General features: G+C 44.9%; 22 protein-coding genes. 3 read left to right on the forward strand and 19 right to left on the reverse strand.

Annotated features, from left to right (window positions below; translation table 11 throughout):
* Window positions 1-350 precede the first annotated feature (350 nt).
* A complete protein-coding gene (locus tag EV213_RS16060; protein ID WP_133581579.1) occupies window positions 351-614 on the forward strand; it encodes a transcriptional regulator SplA domain-containing protein in 264 nt (87 codons plus the stop codon).
* A complete protein-coding gene (gene splB, locus EV213_RS16065) occupies window positions 611-1639 on the forward strand; it encodes a spore photoproduct lyase (protein ID WP_133581580.1) in 1029 nt (342 codons plus the stop codon). The genes EV213_RS16060 and splB overlap by 4 nt, the downstream gene beginning before the upstream one ends.
* A 353-nt stretch (window positions 1640-1992) precedes the next feature.
* Here the strand turns inward: splB and EV213_RS16070 are convergent, their stop codons facing one another.
* The 18 genes from EV213_RS16070 to EV213_RS16155 form a co-directional block, all read right to left on the reverse strand.
* Window positions 1993-2661 (reverse strand): AroM family protein, encoded by a 669-nt coding sequence (locus EV213_RS16070; RefSeq protein ID WP_133581581.1) that lies wholly within the window; start codon window positions 2659-2661, stop codon window positions 1993-1995.
* A 12-nt stretch (window positions 2662-2673) separates the two neighbouring features.
* Window positions 2674-3471, reverse strand: coding sequence for an IclR family transcriptional regulator (locus tag EV213_RS16075; RefSeq protein ID WP_133581582.1), 798 nt, complete (start codon window positions 3469-3471; stop codon window positions 2674-2676).
* Between the two features lie 116 nt (window positions 3472-3587).
* Window positions 3588-4856, reverse strand: coding sequence for a M20 family metallopeptidase (locus EV213_RS16080; protein ID WP_133581583.1), 1269 nt, complete (start codon window positions 4854-4856; stop codon window positions 3588-3590).
* Entirely contained in the window at window positions 4857-5807 is a 951-nt protein-coding gene (locus EV213_RS16085; RefSeq protein ID WP_133581584.1) for a DUF1177 domain-containing protein, read from the reverse strand.
* A 1-nt stretch (window position 5808) separates the two neighbouring features.
* The gene (locus EV213_RS16090) at window positions 5809-6795 is read right to left on the reverse strand and encodes an ABC transporter ATP-binding protein (RefSeq protein WP_133581585.1); all 987 of its coding nucleotides are present in this window, start codon (window positions 6793-6795) and stop codon (window positions 5809-5811) included.
* Complete coding sequence (locus EV213_RS16095; protein ID WP_133581586.1) at window positions 6788-7810, reverse strand: ABC transporter ATP-binding protein; 1023 nt, start codon at window positions 7808-7810, stop codon at window positions 6788-6790. The genes EV213_RS16090 and EV213_RS16095 overlap by 8 nt, the downstream gene beginning before the upstream one ends.
* Window positions 7811-7823: 13 nt before the next feature.
* On the reverse strand, window positions 7824-8672 hold the full coding sequence (locus EV213_RS16100) for an ABC transporter permease (protein WP_243740223.1): 849 nt from the start codon (window positions 8670-8672) through the stop codon (window positions 7824-7826).
* 36 nt (window positions 8673-8708) lie between these two features.
* Window positions 8709-9671 (reverse strand): ABC transporter permease, encoded by a 963-nt coding sequence (locus tag EV213_RS16105; protein ID WP_133581588.1) that lies wholly within the window; start codon window positions 9669-9671, stop codon window positions 8709-8711.
* Between the two features lie 26 nt (window positions 9672-9697).
* Window positions 9698-11302 (reverse strand): ABC transporter substrate-binding protein, encoded by a 1605-nt coding sequence (locus EV213_RS16110; protein ID WP_133581589.1) that lies wholly within the window; start codon window positions 11300-11302, stop codon window positions 9698-9700.
* Window positions 11303-11662: 360 nt separating this feature from the next.
* Complete coding sequence (locus tag EV213_RS16115; RefSeq protein ID WP_166639359.1) at window positions 11663-12616, reverse strand: acetylxylan esterase; 954 nt, start codon at window positions 12614-12616, stop codon at window positions 11663-11665.
* A gap of 54 nt (window positions 12617-12670) precedes the next feature.
* The gene (locus EV213_RS16120) at window positions 12671-13807 is read right to left on the reverse strand and encodes a Ger(x)C family spore germination protein (protein ID WP_133581591.1); all 1137 of its coding nucleotides are present in this window, start codon (window positions 13805-13807) and stop codon (window positions 12671-12673) included.
* Entirely contained in the window at window positions 13804-14907 is a 1104-nt protein-coding gene (locus EV213_RS16125; protein WP_133581592.1) for a GerAB/ArcD/ProY family transporter, read from the reverse strand. Before EV213_RS16125 ends, EV213_RS16120 begins: the two co-directional genes overlap by 4 nt.
* 49 nt (window positions 14908-14956) lie before the next feature.
* Window positions 14957-16408, reverse strand: a complete 1452-nt coding sequence (locus tag EV213_RS16130) for a spore germination protein (protein ID WP_133581593.1) — start codon at window positions 16406-16408, stop codon at window positions 14957-14959.
* 563 nt (window positions 16409-16971) lie between these two features.
* On the reverse strand, window positions 16972-18852 hold the full coding sequence (locus tag EV213_RS16135; protein ID WP_133581594.1) for an ABC-F family ATP-binding cassette domain-containing protein: 1881 nt from the start codon (window positions 18850-18852) through the stop codon (window positions 16972-16974).
* A 201-nt stretch (window positions 18853-19053) separates the two neighbouring features.
* Window positions 19054-19587: a 5' nucleotidase, NT5C type gene (locus EV213_RS16140; RefSeq protein ID WP_133581595.1), complete on the reverse strand. Its 534-nt coding sequence runs from the start codon at window positions 19585-19587 to the stop codon at window positions 19054-19056.
* A gap of 123 nt (window positions 19588-19710) precedes the next feature.
* A complete protein-coding gene (locus EV213_RS16145) occupies window positions 19711-20742 on the reverse strand; it encodes a FecCD family ABC transporter permease (RefSeq protein ID WP_133581596.1) in 1032 nt (343 codons plus the stop codon).
* Window positions 20739-21770: a FecCD family ABC transporter permease gene (locus EV213_RS16150; protein ID WP_133581597.1), complete on the reverse strand. Its 1032-nt coding sequence runs from the start codon at window positions 21768-21770 to the stop codon at window positions 20739-20741. Before EV213_RS16150 ends, EV213_RS16145 begins: the two co-directional genes overlap by 4 nt.
* 98 nt (window positions 21771-21868) lie before the next feature.
* Window positions 21869-23902 (reverse strand): HelD family protein, encoded by a 2034-nt coding sequence (locus EV213_RS16155; RefSeq protein ID WP_133581598.1) that lies wholly within the window; start codon window positions 23900-23902, stop codon window positions 21869-21871.
* 214 nt (window positions 23903-24116) lie between these two features.
* Between EV213_RS16155 and EV213_RS16160 the strand changes: the two genes are divergently transcribed.
* Complete coding sequence (locus EV213_RS16160; protein WP_133581599.1) at window positions 24117-25145, forward strand: zinc-binding alcohol dehydrogenase family protein; 1029 nt, start codon at window positions 24117-24119, stop codon at window positions 25143-25145.
* A gap of 252 nt (window positions 25146-25397) precedes the next feature.
* Here EV213_RS16160 and EV213_RS16165 read toward each other — a convergent pair whose 3' ends face one another.
* Window positions 25398-26693 carry a TolC family protein gene (locus EV213_RS16165; protein ID WP_133581600.1) on the reverse strand — a complete coding sequence of 432 codons (1296 nt, stop codon included), beginning with the start codon at window positions 26691-26693 and terminating at the stop codon, window positions 25398-25400.
* Window positions 26694-26947 lie beyond the last annotated feature (254 nt).

Raw genomic sequence — 26947 nt, forward strand, 5'->3', positions numbered from 1 at the left:
TGAGTTGAAGACGGGGAAGAATGTCAAATTCGATGAGCTTTTCATCTTTGATTTTGTGCGCTTTTGAATGTGTCTACTTGACAGGAGCATGTGCATCTCCAATTTGGGCTCGCTTCTTCTCCATTTAGGCTCGCTTTTCTCCAATTTGGGCTCGCTTCAGGTCTTTTTGGGCTCGCTTTCCTCATTTGGGCTCGCTCTCTCCCTATTTAGGCTCGCTTCTTCTCGATTTAGGCTCGCTTCCGACCTTTTGCGGCTCGCTTCCGACGCTCCCCCTTCCATATTCAATAAATTACCACTGTCTTTGACTAATATTGTATAGCTGTTCGTGACACCTTAATGAGTAAAAAGGACTGACTTTCATGTTATCAGCAGGCGAAAGTGTCTTCGTTATATACCGTAATCCCCACACGCAAAATGTGGCTACCATTCAAGAAGCACAAATTCTTCAAGACCCGATATCCCACCAGCCAGCGCTGTTTTTATACGATCATTACTACCCTTTGGATATGGATTATGCGATGTACTCGACGTATGAGGAAGCAGAAGCAGCGTACGAAGATTATTTTTATGTGGATGAATATAATGCCTCGTCTCTCGATGGAGGTCATGTATGATTAAGCCATTTATGCCTCAGCTTGTTTATATAGAGCCACGTGCTTTAGAATACCCATTAGGAAAAAAGCTGCACGATAAATTTCAACAATTGGGCGTAGAGATTCGTAAAACCACCTCCCACAACCAGGTACGGGACATTCCTGGCGAAAATCACCTTCAGAAATATCGAAATGCGAAATCAACACTTGCCATTGGTTTAAGAAAAACGCTTAAATTCGATACGTCAAAGCCATCGGCTGAATACGCTATTCCGTTAGCAACGGGCTGCATGGGCCATTGCCATTATTGTTATTTGCAGACCACAATGGGCAGTAAGCCTTATATCCGAACGTACGTAAATGTAGAAGAAATCTTTGACGCTGCGGATAAGTATATGGAGGAACGTTCTCCTGAGCCCACCCGCTTTGAAGCGTCCTGTACCTCGGACATTGTCGGCATTGATCATTTAACACATTCCTTAAAACAAACGATCGAACATATTGGTAAAACAAAGCATGGGTTGCTCCGATTTGTTACGAAGTTTCACCATGTTGATCACCTGCTCGACGCAGAGCACAATGGCAAAACGCGCTTTCGTTTTAGCGTCAATGATGATTACGTGATTAAGTTTTTCGAACCAGGCACGTCTCGTCTTGAACAGCGTATTGAGGCCGCACGAAAAGTGGCGGAGGCTGATTACCCATTAGGGTTTATTGTCGCTCCCATCTATTTGCATGACAACTGGAAGGAAGGCTACGAGGAATTATTCAAAAAGCTAGATCAACACATTCCAGAGAAAGCTCGCAAGAATTTAACCTTTGAGCTCATTCAGCATCGCTTTACGAAACCTGCCAAGCGTGTCATTGCGGAAAATTACCCAATGACGAAGCTTGAGTTGGATGAAGAGAAGCGGAAGTACAAATGGGGTCGTTATGGCATTGGCAAATACGTGTATCAAAACGATGAACAAGAAGACATAAAAGAAACATTTCAAACGTATATCGACCGTTACTTTCCAGAGGCACAGATCGAATACTTTACGTGATGCCGTTTCTTTATTACGTGATTGTGATGGACCCCATCTCTGGGGACGTCATTTTCACGTTTTTTTGTGGTTCATACGTCCCGCTCTTCCAATACAAACACCCCTGTCAGCATCGCCCGAACGGGATGTTGTAACTCAACTTACGCACCTTACATTTTGTAGAAATGCTTAGATGTAGCTCTGAAAACCTTAAATTCATTGTTGAGGTTGCTTTATATACAAGCTGCAATACGCTAAGGGCACAAGGGCATCATCGACTCAAAAAGATTTCATCGAGATTTCTTTGCCGCTGACCTTAGGCTCAAACAACGTTAAAGGCAACTTTCGCACTGCGAAAGTTGCCTTTGTAAATCTTATTTTAAAAAAGCATTCGCCATAACGGCAAACAATTTTCTCGATAAAACGACTGGGCATCTCAACGAACGCTGCACAATTTCTGCTTGTTCTTTTGTATAACCCATACAGTCGAGGATGACGACATCACAATGTGCCTCTTGAACTTCGTTGGCAGCGCCTTGGAAATCGGCTTGTTCGTATGGCGACGCTACAGAACACGTAACATGTTCCGCATATGGTTGCCAGCGCTGTTTGGCGGTAGTTACTTGTTCTTTTGAAGGAAGAACAATACCAAGCGTTTTTACTGGTGCAATGCTTTGGACAAATGCGGTCAAAAGACGATCTGGATATAACACATTGATATTCGTTGAAAATGATGCAAACTGTCCTGTACAGGCGAGCATCACAAGTTGGATTCCTTCTTGTTTAAACTCCTGTAATTTCTGATCAAGCAAAGGCTGTACTTTGGACTTCCCGATGTTCACCTCATGACCTGTCTCGAGACGACTAACGTAGGTAATGTCCTCTTGAGAAGGTGCAACAGCTAAAAGCTGCTCCTGTGTAAACCCATCCAGTGCGCCTTTTTCAATGATTTCAACGTTGCCCAAATAAGACAGTAGTTCAGGCGTCAGATCAGTTCTTGGCGCTTGTCCAATCGTCAACAATCCAATGGTTGTGTTTGTCATTGTTCTCTCCTTCTATCTTTTGGAGAAGTGCTCTTTCGGTATAGTGAAGTAATTCCGCAAATCAAGGCGATAGGATGTCATAATATCCATCGTTTCCTTGGCAGCATCCAGCACAAAGGGTAAATGACTGGCGACAGCCTCTTCCGACATTCGATAGTTTGGACCAGACAACGTTACGGAGCCGACGATGCTGTTCTCATAGAAAACTGGTGCTGCAATCGCAATCACATCTGGTGTGTACTCTCCATAACTGATAGACCAGCCACGACTTTTCGTCTGTTCAAGATCTTTCAGAAGCAATGCTTTATCGTTTTTTGTTATTTCAGTATAAGAATGAAGCGGACCATTTAACACGTTTTCAATGTTCTGCTCAGGTAGAAAGGCAAGGATAGACCGATAGGAAGCACCGACATACAATGGCGCTCTACTACCAATAGATACAGAAAATTTCACTTTGTTTTCCGGCTCAACTGCGTCCATGGTGACGCCTTCATTTCCGTCCAATGCCGTTAAAAAAACAGATTCTCCCGTTTTATCTAGCAGTTTTTGATAGGTTGGTCGCAACAAATCGGCCAGGTTTAACTGATCATATACGATGATACCAAGTTCCCAGGCAGCGACACCTAACGCGTATTGCTTTGTCTTCTGATCTTTTCTAAGAAAGCGATTTTTCTCAAAGGTTTCTAACATTCGATACACATTAGCCTGAGGGAGTTCAAGTTTAGTGGCAAGCTCGCGTGCGCCCCAGCTCGGTTTCTCCTTCGTAAACATTTTTAATATTTTCAATGATTGATCGAGCGTTTTTAACATATTTTTCCCCTTTAAACACTGTCATACTACTAGATGATCAAGATCGTCAGTCTTTTGTTCTTTTAAGTAATTATGCCACAAAAGAACCGCTTCCTTCCATCTTTAACATGTTTTTCTTAAGAGGCGGGTTCATTTAAAAAATCAATTGCCGCAAGAAGATACACTTTTGCACAGCGAATGATGTCCTCTGTTTTCACCTTCTCATTATAGCCGTGAATACTTGGCAGATACGCTGGTCCGTATTGAAGAACGGGGATATTGTAATCTCTAAAATGCCTTGCATCACTGCTTGCCCACTGCATAACGCCATAAGCCTCTTCATTCGTTACATAAGTGATATTATCGACAATGGCTCGACAGACGGGATCGTTTGGTGAAGTGAAATTGGCGTTGCTTCGAAAACCAAATGGCTCGATTTGATAGATAATCCCCATCTCATCAAGCTTATTTTCAATCAGGGCATACACTTCATTTTGCGTAATGCCAAATGGCAAACGGCAATCCACTTCGACTGTACATGAGTCTGGAACAACATTTGATTTTGTACCACCGTGAATCGTTCCGATATTGCAGCTGATTTTTTCAAGAATACCTTCGTACTTCTCGCGTTCATGAAGTCGCATGTAGTCATTTGAAACACGTAGAATTTCTTTCACTTCTTCCGGCGGCTCAATTTCCAGCTCGTATACCTTGCGTATTTCAGCAATCGCTCGGATCGCGTCTGTTATTGCGTTCACGCCTTCTAACGGGCTCAAACTGCCATGTCCAGGGACCCCCGTGACAGTGAGCTTAAACCAGCATGAGCCCTTTTGTGCAAGTGTCGGGTGATTTGGGGAAGATGGTTCTGCGATCATACTACCATCACCGTGAATAAGGTTGTTTTCCAACAACCACGGAACCCCATCCTCTCCTCCTGTTTCTTCATCAGGGACGATGGCAAGCACCAATTCACCTGGCAACTCAACATTTAATCGCTTTAATAGGACAGCCGCGAACATAATACCGCCAAGGCCTGCCTTCATATCGCTTGCGCCTCGACCTAGCATCCATCCATCGACAATCTCGCCTGAAAACGGCGGGAAATCCCATTTGGAAAGATCACCAGCGGGCACAACATCTGTATGCCCGCAATAGATCAACTTTTTCCCTTCAGGCGAACCAATCTTGCCGACAAGATTATACATTTTCGGCGATGCTTCATGGATCTCCATCTCAATGTCGTTTTTCTTCAAATAATTATAAACGAAATGAGTCACATCTGTGGAATCCTTTGGTGGGTTTTCACTTGGAATTTGAATCAAAGACGAAACTAAACCGAGCAATTCCTCTTGATGCTCATCGACGGCTTGTAGTAAACGTTGCTTGAGCAATTCCATTTCCTGCATTTAGCTCACCTCCGCGGTTTTTCCAAGCGTTTGCAAGTGTGTCATTTTTCCGTACAGATTCTCCATTCTTGCAAATTCGTCAACATCATAAAAGGCACATTGGCCTTGACCGAATCGTTTGCCTACCTCGATTGAAAAGCGAACGGTTTGCTCTACATCAACAGGATGTGTCGCTCCGGTTGCACAACCAGCAACAGCGGTTTGGGCAGTAATTGCAACACCTACAACAGGGCTTGTGGTTGCCGTACAAGGTTGAACAATGCTGTTCACATGGTAGACATCATTGCCATAAGGCGTAATGTCTTGCATCGTTATCGGAAGAGTGACAGGAAGAATGCCTGCCGTCTGCGTATACACCTGTAATAAGTCATTGCTCATTTTTAGAATATAGCCCTCTTTAATGGTTGGTGTGATCGCAAAGCCTTTGTGGTTCACGACCAGATTGCCTTTTGTTGTGTCAATGGCAAGAATGGCGTCCATCTCTGGCATCACTTCATAGTCATTCATCGTTGTAATGTCCACTGGCGAATCCATAAATGGAACAGGTTCATGAGGTAGCGTTGGTGCATCTGGACAAATATGTGTTGTCAACCAAACGTCTCCGGTCAGATGATCGCCTTTTTCCTTCATATCAAGAAGCTTTGCGGCTGCGCTCATGCTCGCCAACGCGCCGTCGCCATCAGACACAAACCCTGTCATTTCTGGTCGTGCACCAATGCCGCCTAGACGTCCAATAACGCCAAGTGTTGGTGCTGTTCCACCACTTGATTTTCCGTTCACTCCAGGAACGAGGACACGAACAAAATCAGTCGATCCTTCATTGCCTTGAATCGTTAGAACCTCCACATGAGCGGATGGGCTAATGCTGTGCAAATAGGTTTTTATCGTTTCTCCTGAGACGCCTGGTTGATCCATTTGCTCAAGTAATTCGTTCACATGTTTTAATGACATTCTAGTTGCCTCCTTGTGTGTCTGCGAGGTGACACGCTACTTGGTGTCCCGGTATAGTTTCTTTAAATACAGGTGAATCTGTTTTGCATTTTGCCATAGCCACAGGACATCTTTCATGAAAATGACAGCCTGATGGTGGATTTACTGGGCTTGGAACATCTCCAAGCAATACAGTACGCTCTTTTTTTTCAAAAGGACTGCTCTTAGGAATGGCTGAGAGTAACGCTTTTGTGTAAGGGTGTTGTGGAGATGAATAAAGCTCTTCTGATGTCCCCATTTCAACGACTCTTCCTAAATACATGACAGCAATTCGATCACATAAATAACGAACGACATTTAAATCATGAGAAATAAACACATACGTGAGTTGAAATTCCTTTTGCAGCTCTTGAAGCAAGTTGAGCACCTGAGCTTGGACAGATACATCAAGCGCTGATACAGGTTCGTCACATAAAATAATGTCAGGTTGTAGAACCAAGGCGCGGGCAATATTAATCCGCTGACGCTGGCCGCCAGAAAACTCATGAGGGTAACGATCTGCGTGGGAGCGATTAAGTCCGACTCTCTCAAGTAATGAGAGAACCCGCTCCTCACGTTCTTTTTTCGTCCCAACCTGATGAATCACAAGGGGTTCAAGCATGAGCTGACGAATGGTTTTTCTCGGGTCTAGTGACGCATATGGATTCTGAAACACCATTTGGATGTTTCTTCGCATCGCACGAGCGTCTTTTTTTGAAAGCGAGGCTAAGTCCTTGCCTTCGTAAATGACCTCACCAGCTGATGGTCGAATCAGCTGGTTGACCAAGCGCGCGAGCGTTGATTTTCCACAACCAGATTCACCAACAATGCCAAGCGTTTCACCACGCTTCACATCAAAGCTGACACCATCTACTGCCTTCACATGAGCCGTCACCTTCGTAGAAAACAAACTGCCTTTGAGTGCAAAGTGCTTCTTTAATCCATGAATTGATAAAATAGCTTCACTCAACAGACACCCTCCTCTCTTTTGGCGTCAACCGAGACGTCGCTGTTTGAAAATGACAGGCAACCTGATGGCCTTCGTCAACCTCTTGCAGCATTGGCTTCTCTGTCAGACAAACATCTTCTGCATACGCACAACGTGTGGCAAAAGGGCATCCCTTAGGTGCATCTCTCATATCAGGTGGACTCCCAGGGATAGGTCGCAACAATTCCTTATGCGCCGTGTCTTCTGAAATTTGCGAGTCAAGCAACCCCCACGTATAGGGGTGTAGTGGCTGTTCATACAACTTGCCTACCGTTGTCGCTTCAACCGTATGACCCGCATACATAACAATCACCTTGTCGCACATTTCCCATACGACACCGATGTCGTGCGTGATGAGCATGATCGACGTATTAAATTGCGCTTGCAAATCACGCATTAAATCAAGTATTTGTGCCTGCACTGTCACATCAAGCGCTGTTGTTGGTTCATCAGCAATCAGCAACTTAGGATTACAAGACAAGGCCATTGCAATCATGACGCGCTGCCGCATCCCTCCAGAAAATTCATGCGGATACATTTGCAGCCGCTTTTCTGGCTCTGGAATCCCGACACGCTTTAATAACTCTATCGCCTTCTCATGGGCTTCCTTTTTCGTTGCTTTTTGATGCAAACGAATCACTTCATACAATTGGTCCCCAACTGTAAAAACAGGGTTAAGGCTTGTCATTGGGTCCTGGAAGATCATCGCAATGTCGTTTCCGCGAATGCCAAGCATGTCTTTCTCTTTCAAATGAACAAGGTCTTGACCGCGAAAGTGGATGGATCCCCCTGCAATTCGGCCGGGTGGACTAGGGATGAGACGCAGAATAGAGGTGGCTGTGACACTTTTGCCTGATCCAGACTCCCCTACAATGCCTATGGTTTCCCCTTCCTGCAGTGTAAAGCTAACGCCGTTAACTGCCTGCACCGTTTCGTCTGAAGACGAAAACTCAACGACAAGTTGGTCTACGTGCAATAGTGGCTCCTTCGTCGCCATAGGCTCCCCTCCTTTACAGTTTCATTTTTGGATCCAGTGCATCGCGCAAACCGTCTCCAAACAAGTTGAAGCCTAATACAGATAGTAAAATAGCCAATCCAGAAAAAGTGGCCATGTGTGGGCTTAAGACAAGAAAGTCCTTGCCATCCTTTAAAATACTACCCCAAGAGGCCGTAGGCGGTTGAACCCCTAAGCCAAGGAAGCTTAACGCTGCTTCGGATATAATCGCTCCAGCAATGCTCATCGTTGCGTACACAATGAGCGGTGCCATACAGTTCGGAAGGATGTGATGAAAGAGCACCCGAAAATCATTTGCCCCGAGTGAACGTGTCACTTCCACGAATTCTTCCTCTTTGACGGACAACACTTGCCCCCGAATGATCCGGGCAAATCCAGGGATATTCGCTACCCCGACTGCAATAATGACGTTCACTAAGCCTGCACCTAAAACCGTCATTAACGTAATCGCAAGCAAGATAAATGGAAAGGCAAACAGCCCATCCATCGTACGCATAATCAATGCGTCCCAAAAACCACCATAAAATCCAGCGATTAAACCTAAAATGAGGCCAATAATAGCTCCTACAGCAACAGCACCAATTCCAACAATAAGTGAGATACGTGCGCCATAGACAATGCGACTAAACACATCTCTTCCATAATTGTCTGTGCCAAGCAAATAACCATCCGTGCCAGGAGGGAGCAACGCCTTGGTCACATCCATCTCATTTGGTGGATGCGTGGCAATCCATGGGGCAAGGATCGCGAGCAGCGACATAAGCACAACAATGCCAAGACCTACAGTAGCGATCTTGTTTTTTAACAGTCGTCGAAACCAGCCAGATCGCTTGCGAAGCTTCATGGATTCAGCATGGACAACCTGCTCTTCGATAGCCATTTACTCTCCCCCCTTTCGAGATGAATAGTTCACTTTCGGATTAACGACTTTATAAAGTAAATCGACGATAAGGTTAATAACAACAAAGATAATCGCAATAAACATAACGGTTCCTTGAACAACCATGAAATCACGCTTGTCGATGGCGTCTACGACGAGTCGCCCCATGCCCGGCCAGCTAAAAATGGTCTCTGTGAGCACCGCGCCGCCAAGCATCAGCGAAATTTGCATTCCCATAACTGTCAAAAGTGGTGTTAACGCATTTTTAAACGCATGTTTCCCAATGACATAACGTTCTTTCAGCCCTTTTGCACGAGCTGTTTTAATGTAATCCTGTGAAACAACCTCCAGCATGGCAGAGCGTGTAATTCGAGCAAATGTCGCCATTGGAATGGTGGCCAGTGTGACGCTTGGCAAAATGAGGTGACTAACATACGACCAAAGCCCATCCTCCATCGAACCCATTCCAGTAGAGGGAAACCAACCGAGCTGAACGCTAAAGAACAAAACAAGCATGACGCCAAGCCAGAAAACAGGCATTGATACGCCTAATAAAGAAACAACCATCACGGAATAATCAAGCCATGAACGTTGTCTTGTTGCCGAGATAATCCCAGCTGGAATACCAACAATTAATGCAATGAACAACGCGCAAACCGACAGCACAATCGTGTTCGGAAATCGTTCAAGTATAAGTGCAGTAACCGGTTCTTTATAATAAATCGATGTTCCGAGATTGCCTGTCAGCAAATCGCCAATATAAGAAATAAACTGTTGTAGGATTGGTTGATCCAGTCCTAATGTTATTCTCATTTGCTCAATATCCTCTACAGTTGCCTGAGGACCCAGCATAACGCTTGCTGGGTCTCCAGGAATCAACCGAGTGACTAAGAAGACAATAACGGCGACGACAAACAAGGTCGGGAGTAAATCAAGCACTCTTCGGACGGTGTATTGTAGCATTGCCGCCTCTCCTCTCCTCTACGGTCTTATTCTGATAAAGATACGTTCGTTCCGTTTCCAACAATCGTAATCGATCCATCTGGGCTTACTTTATAATCGTTTACTTTCGTTGTTGTACCAACAGTAATTTCCACCTGCGTCATATCAATGTGAGGAAGATCCTCAGAAATAATGTTCAGCGCTTGCTTGTAAAGCTCAGCACGCTCGCCTTGGTCAGCTGTTTCAGAAGTTGCTCTCGTGAGTAAAGAATCTACTTCAGGATTGCTATAGCCGCCTCCATTACCAAGGGCACCGATTTGGTTGCTATGAAGCATTTGATACAAGAAGAATTCAGGGTCTGGATACCAGCTCCATCCCATAATGTACAAAGGCGCTTGTCCTTTAGACACTGTATCGCTGAATGTCCCCCATTCAAGCGTTTTGATCTCAACATCGATGTTTAAGTTTTCTTTCATTTGTGTCTGGAAAACAGTTGCGTGAGGCACACGCTTTTCAATCACATAAAGCTCTGTACTGAATCCATCGGCGTAGTCAGTCTCAGCGAGAAGAGCTTTTGCTGCATCAACATCATAACCAGGAATTTTGCCTGCTGCTGCCTCATCATATCCCCATGAAGCTTCTGGTAGCGGCAAGCGAGCTGGTGTCGCACCACCGAACTGATAAGCGCCCTTCACAATGTCTTCTACATTTGTCGCCATTTGCATCGCCTGTCGTACTTTAAGGTCACTTGTTGGACCTTCCGTCATGTTGAATGCCAAATATTCAATAGAAAGACCAGGTGTCGACAAAAACTTAAGCTTGTCATCGGTTTGGACGAGTGCCCGAGCTTGTCCTGCAATTTCTGTAGCAACATCTATGTCACCAGCTCTTAATGCGTTGGCACGCATATTGCCGTCTGAAATAAAGCTCCACTCAACACCATCAAGGTTAGGCTTGTCTCCCCAATAAGTCTCTGAAGCGGTTACTTTAATGAAATCATCCTTTGCCCAATCTGAGAAAGCGAATGGACCAGTTCCTACAGGATTCTGTCCAAATGCATCGCCATGCCCTTCTACTTCTTCTTTAGGAACAATTGCATTTCCCATATCAGTTAAAACAGCCAACAATGCAGAATACGGCTCAGTCATGTGAACAGCGACTTGGTTGTCCCCAATCACTTCAACGCTTTCCACGTTACGTAGACGATTCATTGCCGATTCTTTAGAAGAACGCTCTAGAGAATATTTTACGTCCTCCGCTGTCATTGGACGTCCATCTTGGAATTCCCCTGGTTGAAAGGAAACGTCATCACGAAGCGTAAACGTGTACGTTTTTAAATCATCAGATACTTCCCACTCTGTTGCCAACGCAGGTTGGATCTCTGAAAGATCATCGTTGTATTGAACCAACGTATCAAAAATACTTTTCATGACATTTGATTCATACACAGCAGTGTACGCGATCGGGTCAAGTGTTTTTGGTGTTGCTGCAAGAGCGACTCGTAAATTTCCCCCTGTCGCTTCTGTTTCTTCACCTGTAGCTGCAGTGTCTTGACCTTCTGTATTTTGTCCAGCATTCGAGCTTGCTCCCCCACCGCAAGCCGCTAAGACAAGAATCAACAAAGCGATTGTCATCCATTTCAAACTTTTCATACTATTATTCCTCCTTTTTTCAAATAGTGAAACAACATTTCTAATAATGAATTGAGTATACCAGTATTTTTAAAATCGTGTAAATGTTTTTTTGAATGTTTTTCGATATTTATGCAACTTAAGAACTATTAAAGCAGTATAATAAAGGCAATTGAATGCGCTTACGATGGCTAGAAACACTATGTAACCAACGCTGAACGTGTTTACAGTGAGGGAGAAAAGGCAAAAGAAACTGCATAAAATATACGCATTTTACCAACCAATGAAAAAGGCACCCCTCATAACTTGGGGTGCCTCGAAATGAAAACAACCAATCATACTAAGCAATAATAGATTAATGGATTGCTTATGAAGTAACGTTTATCCGAGTGACTCCTTTACAAAAGCAATCGTTTCTTCAATGTGAAGTGGTGAGCCCGGTGCATCATGTCCTGAAAACGGAAAAACCTTTATCGTCTTATCGGTTTTTAAATGATTGTACATACCGAAAATCGTTTGCGGTGGGCAAACAAAGTCTCGCATTGCAGCAGACACACGAATTCTTGCGGATATCCTCTCGGCAAGATTTACATGATCGACATACGCTAACGTTTGGAACACTTGCTCTACATGCTGAGGTCTTCTTGCCATAAAACGCTCAACGAATTGCAATGAACCTTCCATTTTTTGATATATTGCAAGGCCGACATCACAAAGGTTAGGGACATCACTGATCACTACCTTTGGCCGCGAATCCAGTGCAGCAATACCAAGGACAATGCCTCCACCCATACTACCTCCAAGCAAACCAATTCGCGAGGCGTCGACCTCAGGAAATTCACTTACAGCATCCAATGCGCGCACGCCATCAATAAACACTTGTCTATAGTAATAATGTTCAGGTTCTAAAATGCCCTGTGTGACCCAACTTCCGTTATTGCCATGTGCATACGGCGACGCATCTCCACTTTCTCCGTGACCACGTACATCGATGGAAAAAACACTATACCCTTGTAAAATCCAATGTGCGTCTTGGGTGATGGAACCACGATCTCCACCATACCCATGAAAACGCAGCAAGCAGGGCACGCCAGCAGCACTGTGGCGGGGTCGAACCCAAACGCCAGCAAGTAGCGTGCCGTCTGTTCCGTGAAACGTGACTTTTTCTGCAATAACACTTTTCATAGCTGTTTTTAGTGGCGACCGGTTGACGTTCAATTTGACTCCCTTCGATTGTGCTAATGCTTTCTTCCAAAATTCGTCAAAATCTACTGGTTTTGTTTGGTCTGGTACATAGGCTTCGTAAAGGTGCTTTTGTCTTAGATATTCCCTCAACGACCTCGCTCCCTCTTCGTTTGCTAAGGTCATCATAGCATATCTACAGCCTACTTAATCTTTAGTTGTTGCCCCCTTTGTACCAAAATCAGTAATGGTCGCTTTGACATCTACTTTAATCGGAATTTCAGGAAAAATTGATTCATCCCATTCCTTTTTTATATTCTTGTATTCATCAAAATGATGAATTCTTGCGAGGTCATGAAGCTTTAGTACATCCGCTTTCAAGTCACTTTGAAGAATTGTCAGCAGATCCTCGATGGATTTTTTAATGTCCTCCTCTACTTTTTTCTCAACCAGCTTTAAATAATTGCCTTTAAACGAATTTTCATCTTCATTCCAATCCTCAGACAAACGTCCTGTTAATTGTAATGCAAAGCTTGCTTCAAACCCCCTTTGCTTCGAGTAGGTAAGTTTTGGTTTCGATTTCACATCGTGCACCTCAAACACACGCAGTTTGTCATCGTTATTGACCGTTGTGGTTCCCCCAACCTCATAGCCAAGTAAATAATTCAATCCGATTGTCTGGCGTACATTGAGATGACCGACCACCTTCTGCAAATTTCCACGCACAACAAATGCGCCACCTAATGTATTTCTTCCCGCATCTGTACGGACTTCCGGTATAGCAAAACTTACCTTTTCCTGCAAATGAGACGACATCTTTCCTAACGTTAATGCGGGCAGTTTCTTATTAGAGTACCCAATCGTTCTTGAGAGCACTTTTAACTGCTGAACGGGAACTATATTGGCTATTTCATTTGAAAAAATCTGTTGGGCAGGCTCTCTAGAAATGAGCACATAACAGCTCCTCCGCACTTCATTGCTTTTCATGACCTGATTAATTAACTTATCAATTTGAATGTCTTCTGCCAGGTCATGATGAATAACTAACACTTTAAGATGACGACTGTTTACAGGGTACGTTTGCAAGGATGTATCACGAATTGTTTCATGAACACTATTGCTCTCTCGAGTGATATTAATGTACTTTTTCGTCTGAGCCTCTAAGGCAGCGGCGGTATTAATAAATTGATAAGTGACCTTGATCTTGTCGTTGGATTCAGGTTTGTCATATCCGAATCCAACCGCAAACGCAACATCCTCAATGGCTCTGGCATCCCAGCACCCAGTTAAAAGAAAAAGCAAGAGAATGGTAAGTAAAACATGGAATGGCTGTCTGCTACTCATCGCGCCCACCTCTTTTTAAATTTAGAAATCGCTAACAAGACGACTGGAATGCCAAAGACCGAAATAAAAAAACTGTAGCCAAGGATGTTAAGGCCCCAAAACAGTTCATCCATCGTTTTTGGCAGTAACGCGATCACCGTGGTGATGACTAAGGAAAATAATGCGACCTTTTTTACGCTTGTCGAAAATAATGTCGTAAAGGACACAAGGCTGCCGTAATAAAAAGCAACAGTTGTCGTATAAAACTGCATTAACCAAACAAAAAGAAAGAAAATTTCATACCTCTCAAAGAGCACGCCTTCTATTTCAAATGACTGGATCAGCGAAATGGTTGGCCAGGTCGTATTGGCCGTCTCCGTCACCCCCATACCTCCGACGATGACAATATAACTTAGAATATAAAGAAGGCCTGTGAATAGAATGGTTCCCATTACTGGAACAAACAATTTTTTAGGTTTTTCTACGGCACCAGAAATAAAAAGCATTATCTCGAGCCCTAAAAAATAAAAGCCTGTTTTTGGGGTTGCCTTAACAATAGGCATAATGCCTTCACTCATTACAGGTCTCAGATTAGAAAGTTCAAAAATCCGCAGGCTCAGCACCATGAGAATAAGTACAATGACGATCGTTGGGACGAGGTAAAACAATGACACTCTGGCGATGATTTGCAAGCCACTGACAGTCAAGTAATGCACGAGGACAATAAAGCTCACAATAATAACGATCATTGGTGTGTCCTCTAACAAAAAAAATCGAACCATTTCTGTGCATGCCCGTATTTCCAACCCCGCCATACTAAAAAAGTAGGCTGTATAGTAAAGTGCAATCAATTTGGTTCCCCATTTTCCTATCAGCTTCGGGCTGTATTCATACAATGATTCTCCCTCATGCCCCGCTGCTAAAGATTGAATAATGAGGTAAAAACAGACAATGAACAGTGTGGCTATGATAATGACAATCCAGCCATCCGCCGTGTTCAGCATATCGGATAGTTCCCTAGACAACACAATATAACCAAACCCTAAAAAAGTTGACATGAGGAGAGCGCACGCCTGCACAACTGACAATTGACTCTTTGCTAACGTGTTTTTTTGGGCCATTCAGTATTCACCCCTTTTCTACGCCTGTCCTTGGTTTAACGGCCTACCCTTATTTCTGTCTCTTTTTATCTAACGGTCGAACGATGTTGTTTCTAAATTTCAAACTACGAAACGGCATCCGAATCAACACATCCCGCCATGTATATTGGTTTGTTGGGTTTAGCGGTGTGAAATAATGCACGCCAAAGCTCGTCAATTTCATTAAGTGTACAGAAACCATAACAATGAACAGAAAGATGCCAAAGATCCCGAAAATAGAAGCCATGATCATTGCCATAAATCGAAGCATCCGAAACGTTACACCAAGCTCATATTTTGGAATTGTGAATGAGGCTATAGCGGTAATGGCAACGATGATGATCATAATTGGACTCACGATTTTCGCTTCAACAGCTGCCTGTCCTATAATGACCCCTCCTACAAGGCCTAGTGTTTGCCCAATAGGACGCGGCAATCGCAGACCAGCCTCGCGCAACAACTCGATCGTAACTTCCATGATCATCGCCTCGATAAACGCTGGAAAAGGCACATCCGTTCTGGCAGACGCAATGGAAAACGCAAGACTTGATGGCAGAAGTCCAGAATGAAAGGAAACAAAAGCAATATACAATGCTGGAAGGAATATGGTCAAAAGAATGGAGAGGTAGCGAAGAAGTCTTAAAAGGGTTCCTGGCAACCAGCGGTCATAATAATCCTCTGGACTTTTTAAAAAATCGTGAAAGGTGGATGGGACAATAAGGGCAAAAGGCGAACCGTCCAGTAAATACGATACTTTGCCATCCAATAAAGCGGCAATCACACGGTCTGGTCGTTCTGTATTTTGAATTTGAGGAAATGGCGATTTCCATGTATCCTCGACAAATTGTTCAAGCAAGCCTGTGTCCGCCATATCATCAATATCAATGTGTTCGACTCTCTTTTTTGCACGCTCGACAATTTTTGGGTTGGCGATCTCCTGGTAATAGACAATGGCAATCTTCTTCCGATTTCTAGTGCCCACTTCCATTTCCTCAATGACGAGCCGGGGATCATTTGCTCGTTGACGTAAAATCGTCGTATTGTCCTGAAGGGATTCGAGAAACCCAACACGCGGGCCACGAACGACCATTTCTGTAATCGGCTCTTCCATTGATCGAGACTTTTGTTTAATTAAATGAATTAGAAACATCGTTGGCACGCCATCAATATAGAGCACGGTTGTGCCATTGAACAACGCATGAATGGCATCATCCACCGAGGCGGCTGTTGTCAAACCAGTCACATTCAAACGATTGATGATGTTTTCTTCAGTGATCTCCTCTTGAAAGGCCATCAGTGTCTTTAATACGTCTTTGTTCACTTGTTCAGAGTCTGAAAGTCCTTGTAAATAAACCATTTCTACTTCTGATTGTTGAATATAAAAACGGCGTGAAATCACGTCCCCGTTACTTTTAAGGTATGGTTTGAAATACGAGCTATTTTGAGCCAATTCCTTTGAAATGCTTGCCGCCGTTTTCGTCATGGACGCTTCACCCCTGTGACAATTAACGTTTCCCACCAGTGTGAAAATATGCGTGACGTACAAGTACAAATGGCCTTGGTAAATTGGGGATGTTTCGGGTAAGGATGACTACATCATAAAACAAGAGCAAAACGGGAATACGCTTGAGGAGACGCGACAGAAGTCAAGGTGCATAGAAATCACGAGGAGGTCCTTTCGAGTCGATGTTGCATTTTGCAGATTTACTCAGCTGTATCTAGGGTTTCTGTCGAATATAAAGAAAGAAAATTCAATTCAGTCAATAAACGAGATCTCTACGCTCTGCATAAAAGGGGTGTCCGAAAATACTCGGACACCCCTTTTAATTTCTGCTTATGAATCTCGCCCGCTATCGACGATTTGCGCAATTACTCCTCACAAACATGAATGAAAACAAGGCTCGCAGTGACTGCCATTCAGCCGATCACGTTGAAATAAATGCCTCCAGTCGTTGTATCACTTGTGCCTTTAATCGAAAGTGAGCATATATTACCTACCCTACTTAAGATACGAAAGATTTCGTATGAATTCACATCCATGCTCTGTTACTCCGCCAGTGCGGCAAGGGCTTCCCAGCGATCGTATAGCTGCTGCAGCTTCTCCTCTGCGTCCTGCTGTTCGCTGAAAAGAGACTGTGTTTTTTCGGCATCATGTCCGGCTTCTGCGACTGCAAGTGTGAGGCGCTCGACTTCTCCCTCCGCATCAGCAATGTCCTCTTCAATGCGATCCCATTCCTTTTGTTCTTGATAAGACATTTTTTTCTTTTTCGTCGTTTTTGGAGCAGCTTCTGCTTTTCTTGCCTCTTTTTCTGCCGCTGCTTCCTGATGCTGAAGTGTTTTTGCATCAAGCCACTCAGAATACCCGCCTTGAATCGCCGTTGTTTGTCCATTTCCTTCAACCCAGATCACCCTGTCAACGACACGGTCGAGAAAATAGCGGTCATGAGAGACGGTGACAACTGTCCCTTTAAATGAATCTAAATACTGCTCCAAAACGCCTAATGTTTCGGTATCGAGATCGTTTGTTGGCTCATCTAGAAAAATCACGTTTGGCGCTTCCATAAGCACCCGTAATAAATACAAACGCTTTTTCTCTCCTCCAGATAACCGACGAATGAACGTTTGCTGGGCAGAGCGTGGAAACAAAAACGCTTCTAGCATTTGTTCAGCCGTTACTTGCTCACCGTCCGCATTCTGAATGACTTCAGCACGTTCTTTTATGTAATCGACTACACGAAGGTCACCATTTAAATCCTCATGGGTTTGTCTGTAGATCCCTAAACGAACCGTTTCACCTCGCTTGACCTCACCTTCACTTGGCGTTAATTCTCCTGCCATTAATTGAAGCAAAGTCGTTTTCCCAGAGCCATTTTCTCCAACGATGCCCACTCGCTCGAAAGGCTCAAGGGTTACATTGCAGTGCGAGAGAACCTTGTGATTTGGATAAGCGAAGGCCGCATCGTCTAACGCAATGACATCATTGCCTAATCTCTCTGAATGCAACGAAATATCCAATGTCGTTCTGTTCGCAGGCCCTTTTTTGTTCTTTAACGCCTCAACACGATCCTTTCGTGCCTTTTGTTTCGTTGTTCTTGCTTTGGCGCCCCTTTGCAGCCACGCCATTTCCCGACGCAAAAGATTTTGATGTTTTGCATGTTGAAGATTTTCTTCGTTCAGTCGTTCCTCTTTCGCCTGCAAATAACTTGCGTAGGTTCCCTTATGTTGATAGAGCTTTCCATCGTCCAGCTCATACATTGTATTGACGACATTGTTTAAAAAGTAGCGGTCATGGGTGACCATTAGCAATGCCCCTTCATAGGAAGCCAAATAATGCTCAAGCCACTCCACTGTTTCATGGTCTAAATGGTTCGTCGGTTCATCCAAAAGCAATAAATCCACAGGTTGGATAAGCGCTCTCGCAAGCGCAACACGTTTTTGCTGCCCCCCTGATAACTCCTGCACGTTCGCTGCAAAATCAAAAATCCCGAGTTTTGTCAGGATGGTTTTCGCCTTTGATTGTGCATCCCAGGCACCTAATCGGTCCATCGTTTGCTGGGTTTGAAACAGTTTTGCTTGTGCCGTTTCTGATTCTGGCTGGGAGGCCAATGCCAAAAGGGAAGCCTCATAGTGTTTCACAGCAAGCAGCATTTCCGCCTCCCCATCAAAGACATAGGAAAGCACGGTCGTGTTTTCTGCAAAAACAGGTTCCTGTTTAACAAAAACAACGGAAAACGTATTGGCATGATTCACTGCGCCTGTGTCAGGTGCTTCTTCCTCAGCTAACACCCGGAGCAAGGAGCTTTTTCCTGTTCCATTTACCCCAATTAGTCCAATTCGGTCCTTACGCTCTATCGTTAGTGACACATCATCAAATAATTTTTTTTCACCAAAAGCTTTATGTAAATGCTCTGCAATCAGCACACTCATCTTGTGTCCACCGCCTTGTTGTTGATTACGTCTATTGTATCTTATTTTTCGAGAGAACGCGTCGGAAGTCGTCTTTCTTATATCAACGACAACGTTGTGCGTTTCCTCATTTAGTTGAGTTAGTCTTCGTGCTCAGACGTCGCAATGGAAACAAGCTAATTGTACTGACGAACACATCACATTTTTTCTCACAAACAAAGATCATTCAAAGAAATAGCGTTCTACATCTTCCCAAGAGTTCATACGTGGAAACTCTGTTTCGATATCATTATGTGGAGCGTCGTACAACAACCCCTCACCTTGGAAGCTTCTGAGCTGTCTCGGGTTGTCGTCAATGAGGTAGTCAGCGCGTATAATGCTTTTGTCTCCACAAAACACATAATTCTTCTTTGCTAAGAAAGGAAAATGCTCTTCAAGCCATTCATACTTAGCCGTAAACGAGGCAGGCACCTCCATCGCTGCGGTGGCAATAAAAATGTCATAGTGGCGGTGCAGCTTGCGAATGACGCGTTGGCTGTCTTCAATCACAGGCAGGTCACGGAAAAATTGCGTATCGGCCAAATGCGTATGGATGGCTTCTGCAAATGCTGGACGAATTTCTGCTAATCTCTTTCCCCGCAACGTCGTCACTGTGAGCGGCTCTTCCTCATTGCAAAATTCATTGCACAGATCCATTAAGCGAACGCCGGTGTCTGCCATGACTTCATCCATATCAATTGCGATGCGTTTCTTCATATCCATTCACCCTTTCCAATCCATTCTGCTCTCAATTGTAGCATAGGAAAAGCCTCTGCAAAGAATCGCCCACTGCAGAGGCTTTGATCCATAGTATAGGTTCATTTTGCTAGGCGTAAACAGTTATGCAGAAGCGGTCGTTGTTTTCGACATTAAATAGAGGAAATACGGTGCGCCAATCACTGCGACGACGACGCCTGTTGGAATTTCAGACGGTTGGATGATTGTTCGTGCGATAGTGTCTGCGACGATGAGCAAAAGCCCTCCCGTCAATGCGGAAGCTGGGATTAAATAAAAATGGTTTCCACTAACGAGACGTCTAGCAATATGCGGGGCAATAAGTCCAACAAAACCAATGCCTCCACCTACTGCAACACTTGCTCCAGCCAATCCAACGGCAATCAACAATAACAAAATCCGTTCCTTTTCAACCCTCGCGCCTAACCCTTGCGCAACAGACTCTCCAAGCGAAAGCACGTTTAGATCTTTTGCCTTTATCCATGCGATCGGGAACAATAGGAGGATCCACGGCAAGAAGGCGAGCACAAATCGCCAATCCTTGCCCATAATTGAGCCCGCCATCCAAACGGCAACAAATTTGTATTGCTCAGGATTTAAGCGGATCGTTAAGACAATCATTAATGCCGAAATACCCGCCGCAATCCCAATGCCGACGAGGATCATTCGGATGGGTGCAATGCCTTCATTTTTCTTGTAAGACAATACATAAATAAGAACCGCAGCTACACTTGCTCCAATCAACGCCAATACAGGCAAAAGAAAGATGGGTGAGGCTTGATTAAGCGGATAAAACGAAATGAACAAGACGACGGCAAGGCTGGCGCCGGAGTTAATGCCAAGAATACCAGGGTCAGATAGTGGATTCCTCGCGATCGCTTGAAGAATACATCCTGAAATGGCAAAACCTGCTCCAATTAAAACAGAGATCACGATACGCGGAAGTCGAAATTCAAACAAGACAAGGGCTTGATCTGCTGTTCCATGACCAAACAACGTCTTGAACAGATCCACAGGCGTCATTTTCATAAAACCTGTCCCCATGCTAATTACAAAAAAAGCAAGAATGAGAAGCACTAAGATAACGAGCACACCGGTTGCGCGATTTCGAAGCTGTTTTTTTGATGTCGTTCTCATGATAGTTCCCTCCCCTTCGTTCTCGCTAGGTAAAGGAAGAATGGTACACCAATTAGGGCGATGAGCGCTCCTATCGGCGTTTCATGAGGAGGGTTAATCGTGCGTGCTGCCACATCAGCAAAGACCATCAAAATAGCACCGAGAATAGCAGAGCTTGGGATGATCCAACGATAGTCTACACCAACAATCATGCGAGCAACATGAGGAATGACGAGCCCAACGAAGGCGATCGATCCAACCGCAGAGACAGCCGCGCCTGCTAAAACAAGGACGACAATGGAGGCAACAATTTTTACTAAGCGATTGTTTTGACCAAGCCCCTTGGCGATATCCTCTCCAAGACTTAGGACGGTAATCGATTTAGACAAGATCAAACTAACGAGCACACCGCCTAAAACAAATGGCAACATGATGTTTACGTGTAGCCAGCGTACACCCGCGACCCCACCAGCTGTCCAAAAGGCAAGATCCTGCGATATTTGAAAATAAATGGCGATGCCCTCTGTTAAAGCGACGAGCAATGCACTTACAGCTGCCCCTGCCAGCGTGAGGCGGAGTGGCGTAAGCCCCCCCTTAGCCAACGTTCCTGTGCCAAAAACGAGACCAGCTCCAAAGGCAGCTCCGATAAAGCAGAAAAACATGATAGACAGATAAGGCATTCCAGGGAAGAATGCAAAACAGAGGGCGAGTGCCAAACCAGCCCCTGCGTTTAAACCTAGGAGGCCTGAATCGGCGAGTGGGTTCCGTGTCATTCCTTGCATGACGGCCCCTGCAACGGCAAAGGCAGCCCCGACCAGCGCGCTACCTAATGACCTTGGCATACGTAACTCCTTGATAATCTGATGCTGCGACAAATCTGGATTAAATGAAAAGACAGCTTCCCAAACGGTAGACATCCCTATATCAGCTGCGCCAAAGGAGATGGAGAGCATTAAGCCTACGACCAAGGCAGCAAGTCCGCCGACAATAACGATGATACCGGCAACGGGGCGTGATTTTTTTATGTGGGAATGTAACGGTCGCGACATGGTAACGCCTCTTTCTGACAAAAAACAATGCTTTGCCAATAATGTAATTGATAATCATTTTCATTATAAAAGCAACACATCGTTCTGTCTACACCTTGTTACAAGCTTTCGATCAGTAACGGTGATGGTGTACCGTCATACAATAGCGTCAGCTCATGCAATGCCCTTGTGCAGCCGACATACATTAGCTTTGCATGCCTGGCATCCTCTGGATAGTTTGCTTGGGACACATTCCACATGAGCACCGCGTCAAACTCAAGGCCTTTGGCCAAATAGACTGGCATGATGGATATGCCACCTTCGTAAGAAGTGTCCTCCGCAGAAACCAATGTCGTTGTTTGGCCTGCTTGATGAAGTATTTGGTGAATGACCTTTGCCTCACTCGAAGATCGCGTCAAAATGACAAGCGTTTCGGCCTGCTTCGTTTGCATAGTGCTGATCCACTCCGCTAGCACTTTGAACGTTTCGGCAGCCTTTACTTTGATGACCTCCACTGCGTTCCCACTTCGAAACACAGGTTCTGCCAACGTCTCAATACCTGGCATCTGCTTCAGGAATTGATTTGCAAACGTGATGATTTCAAAGGTGGATCGATAACTTCTTTGCATAACGGACAACGTCGTATCTGTGTCGCCAAACACCTCTTCCAAGGCCGACCAGCTTTGCACACCTTCTTCTCCATAAATACCTTGGGCAAGGTCGCCGAGCACCGTAAAGGATTTCCGTCTCGTCACCTCATTTAGTACAGCCAATTGATAAGGCGAACAGTCCTGAGCCTCATCAATGACGGTATGATCGAAGCGATGTTCTTTTGGAATGCCATGCAGACGGTAATGCAGGTGAAGCAATGGCGCTATGTCTGCGCGCGTAAGTGTTTTTGTTTCTGAGATGCGAATCCATTCGGTTGGTGCATGCTCTTTCAAATAGTAGAGATACACCGATAATGGATCTGTGCTCGGCCAATGTTTGCTATACGTCCGAAGCTTCTGCTTAGCCGTTTTCTTAAAATCACGGGCCTGTGGAGGGTCCATCCATTTCGCCTGCTCATCAATCCAGTGCTTGACGCGCTGCAGAAACCGCTCCTTCCGTCTAGCAAGTGGCATGCCGTCATCAACGGTCCAATTGGCCAATTCTTCAACAGTAAGATGCCTTCCTTCTCCTGCGTCAAATAACTGCTGCAAACTCACTTGAGCATGTGTTGTTGCGAAAGCATCGATTGATTTATAAGTCGCTAACGATCCTAAAGTTGATGCTTCATTCTTTTCATCAGATGATGTTTCGAAAACGTTCATTAATCGCTCGGCTTCGTTCTCCAATGGGAATGAAACGTCCATTTGCGACAATGCCCAGTCGATAAAGGTCGACTGCTGAATATCGCCTACCCCTAATTCAGGTAGGACATTTGAAATGTAATTAAGGAACATGGCGTTTGGAGCGAAAATAATCATTCGTTTGGCATTTAGCTGTTCGCGATACTCATAAAGCAAGAAGGCAAGGCGATGAAGAGCAACAGTCGTTTTTCCACTCCCAGCAACACCTTGAATAAACAACGGACGATTTTTTTCCTTTCGAATGATATCATTTTGCTCCGCTTGGATCGTAGATACGATGTCTCGTAATCGATCGTCTTTGTGTTCGCCAAGACGATACAGCAAAAACTCGTCTCCGCCAGAGGAAGACGTTTCACCTCTAACAAACGTATCCACAATTCGTTGGATGTCTGCCTGTCGTATAACGATATTGCGCTTCAGTTGAATTTCTCCTTCGATGATGCCTTCGGGTGCCACATAATACGCTAGTTCCTCTCCACCTGAAAAGCCATAAAACAAGCTTGCTACAGGGGCACGCCAGTCGATGACCAGAGGGTCTCCTCCCTTATCATTTTCTATCCCTGACTTGCCGATATAATAGGCTTTGTCTGTACCGTTTTCTTCCGTAAAATCAATGCGACCAAAATAAGGTTCTTCAGCTGCTCGTCGTAATGCTGCAATGGTACGCACCCGATGATCCTCAATGGCCAGCTTTGTAATGTCTTCCCCGGTATAGTTAGGGATGGATACGAGCTCCGTTTTCTTTTGCTGAATATAGGTTAAGGTGTGCCCTAGGTACTCTCGTTCTTCTTGATGGGTCACAATGGAAACCTCCTTTTTTCTTAAGCACTTCTCTCCTATATTGTGGAGGATGAGAAAAAATAATGGTAGACTTATATTTTAAAATTTGCTAAGCTAATAAATACTGAATTAGCAAAAATTAATTTACATATATTGGTAATAACAACGATGAATTTCGTTGTTTTTTAAAGCCCTTCAAAGTAAGCGCTATCATTTATAAACAGGAGGATTCCTTATGCTACGCAGCATTGTTTGCGAAACCCCAAATCAGTTCATTATGAAAAATGATTTATCGAAACCAGAAGTTCCCCATGGTCATGCATTGGTACGCATACGCTACGTAGGCATTTGTGGAACAGATATTCATGCATACAAAGGCAACCAGCCTTTCTTTACGTATCCCCGTGTTTTGGGGCACGAGCTTTCTGGGACTGTTGAGGAAATCAACGACGCAACCTGTTCGTTGGCGCCTGGGACCCCAGTTGCCATTATTCCTTATATGCATTGTGGGCAGTGTTTGGCTTGTAAGCGCGGTCGGACCAATTGCTGTACACACATGCGTGTCCTAGGGGTACACATGGATGGGGGCATGCAAGACTTGTTGGCGGTTCCTATTCGTCATTTGATTCCAGTATCCATAGACAGCTCGTTGTCACTAGAACATGCCGCACTCCTTGAACCATTGGCCATTGGGGCTCACGCAGTCGCGCGGGCAGCTCTTGAGCCAGGAGATACCGTTCTTGTGATTGGTGCTGGTCCAATCGGCCTTGGTGTCATGGCCTTTGCTCGCGCTGCTGGCGCCACTGTCATTGCGATGGATATGGATGAACAACGACTCACCTTTAGTCAATCCTGGGCAGGCGTTGCCACAACCGTTGTGGCCGGGGATACCGCTGAAGATGAGATTGCTGAGTGGACAAACGGGGATATGGCAACCACGGTGTTTGATGCGACAGGCAATGTCCATTCCATGAATGCAGCCCACCGTTATGCGGCGCATAGCGGACAGGTCGTCTTCGTCGGTCTTGTTAAGAACGATATCCAATTCTACCATCCTGATGTTCATAAAAAAGAGCTTTCGATTCATATGAGCCGAAATGCGACATATACCGATTTTGAAACTGTCCTCGCTCTTCTAAACACAGGCGAATTGCAAATGGAGGACTACATTACTCACCGCTGTACTCTTACAGAGTTACCAGACACATTTGAATCGTGGCTGTCACCACAAGCGCGGGTGATTAAAGCCATCGTTGAACTATAAGGGGAAAATTTAATGTTTTCGAGCATACCAGTGTTGTTTTCGCGCGGCACATTCGCATTTTCGCGCACTCATACATGTTTTTCGAGCACAACATACCTTTTTTCGCGCACCACATGCCCGTTTTCGCGCGCACATTCGTCTTTTCCGAGCACAACAGTGCCATTTTCGCGCACTAATTCCAGCCTACAGTCCGGCCACCTGTAATCAACAAAAAGAGCGTACCTGACCAGTATGCTCTTTTTGTATTCGTTCCTATTGAATTAATCCTTCTTCCATCGCTTCTACTTGAGCATCCGCGGCGTAATAGCTCAACTTGCGCAACTCTAATTCAGCTCGTGCTTGGATCAATTTCATTCGCAGTTGATCCAACTGATGGCGTGTGATGACCCCGTTGGCAAATCGCGCTTGGGCATCGCGAAGCTCATGCGACACGGGCAAAATGTCTTCTCTTGCTGCGATATAGGCGGCATAGGCTTTCTCTGCATCGGTATAGGTTTGCCCGATACTTGCGACGAGCTCAAACGTCTTTTGCGTTCTTGTTGTTTCAGCAATTTCTGTTTGCTGCTCAAGATAATCTTCGCCAGCATTACTCGTTGTGTCTGTATGACCCTCTTCCCATTCCGCTTGTTCAATATCTTCGTCCATCGTCTGTAAAGCATAGGCGTCGTCGAGAAGCTGATCCCCACTCTTCCTCTTAACAGGTGTTGGATGGAAGACAATATCAGAAAGCAACAGGTCTGGATTGTACTCAATGCCTAGTTGTAGGCTTAATTGAGCCAAATGTTGTTTATAATCTAGCTGAAGCTGCTTCAGCTGATCCTCTTGATCGACCTTTGCCTGATACGTTTTCCGTACGTCTTCCTGTGTCACAATGCCATAATTGGCTTGTGTTTGAAGAGCAATGACGTTCCGTGACGCGTGCACAAGGGATTCCTCAAGGAGCTCGATTTGTTTTTGATCAGAAAGCACTTGGATATAGGAACCTTTGATCATTAATTCCGCTGCTGTCTTCGCTTCCTCTTCGTGAATGGACACCTTGTCTTGTTCGGTCTCGATTTGCTCAATAGCGATCTCTAATTCATTTCTTTGTTGCTCGAGCATGTCATTCATTGCGTCCGTAATGTCTCCGATGCCATTGAGCACTTCATTTAACACTGCGTTCGTTTCAATCAATGGGCCCATCCAAACCATCTGTTCTGGCGTGACTGTTGGAGGAATTTGATATTTCGGATCAAAAAAATCCTCCCGCGCCTCCGGTAATGTAAAAGATGAATCCTCCTGTGAATCCAACGCATCATCCAAGTCATCCTTCGATTCTTCCAAATCTTCTTCCTTGTACGTTAAGGCTTTGTACTGTAATTCGAGCAACTCACGATTGAAGGATTGGTTAAGCGCCCGATCAATCGCTTCGTCCAACGTGAGCGCATTGACCTTATCCAAGTCGTCGAGTGTGTTCGGTGCCGCGGATGCTGCGCTTGGTGCAGCAATTGTACCCAAAGCAAAGACTCCCACGATGCATTTGCCGGCTATTTTTTTAAGATGTTTCATAAAAAACGTCTCCCTCCCAATTGGTATGTTTCATTTGATTTTCTTGGTCCATCAGTGAAGTTTCACACTCCGTTTCAAAGCGTACTCGCCTCTGCTTTTACTATCTAGCTGCGCGCCGTAGAAGCTGCGGCGCAGAAATCCCCAAACGAGTGAAATGAAAAAACCATTTCTCTGTTTGGTGATGTTCTGCCCTCCGTTTCAAAGCGTACTCGCCTCCGCTTTTACTATCTAGCTGCGCGCCGTAGAAGCTGCGG

Source organism: Aureibacillus halotolerans (genome assembly GCF_004363045.1).
In the GTDB taxonomy this organism is placed as follows: domain Bacteria; phylum Bacillota; class Bacilli; order Bacillales; family DSM-28697; genus Aureibacillus; species Aureibacillus halotolerans.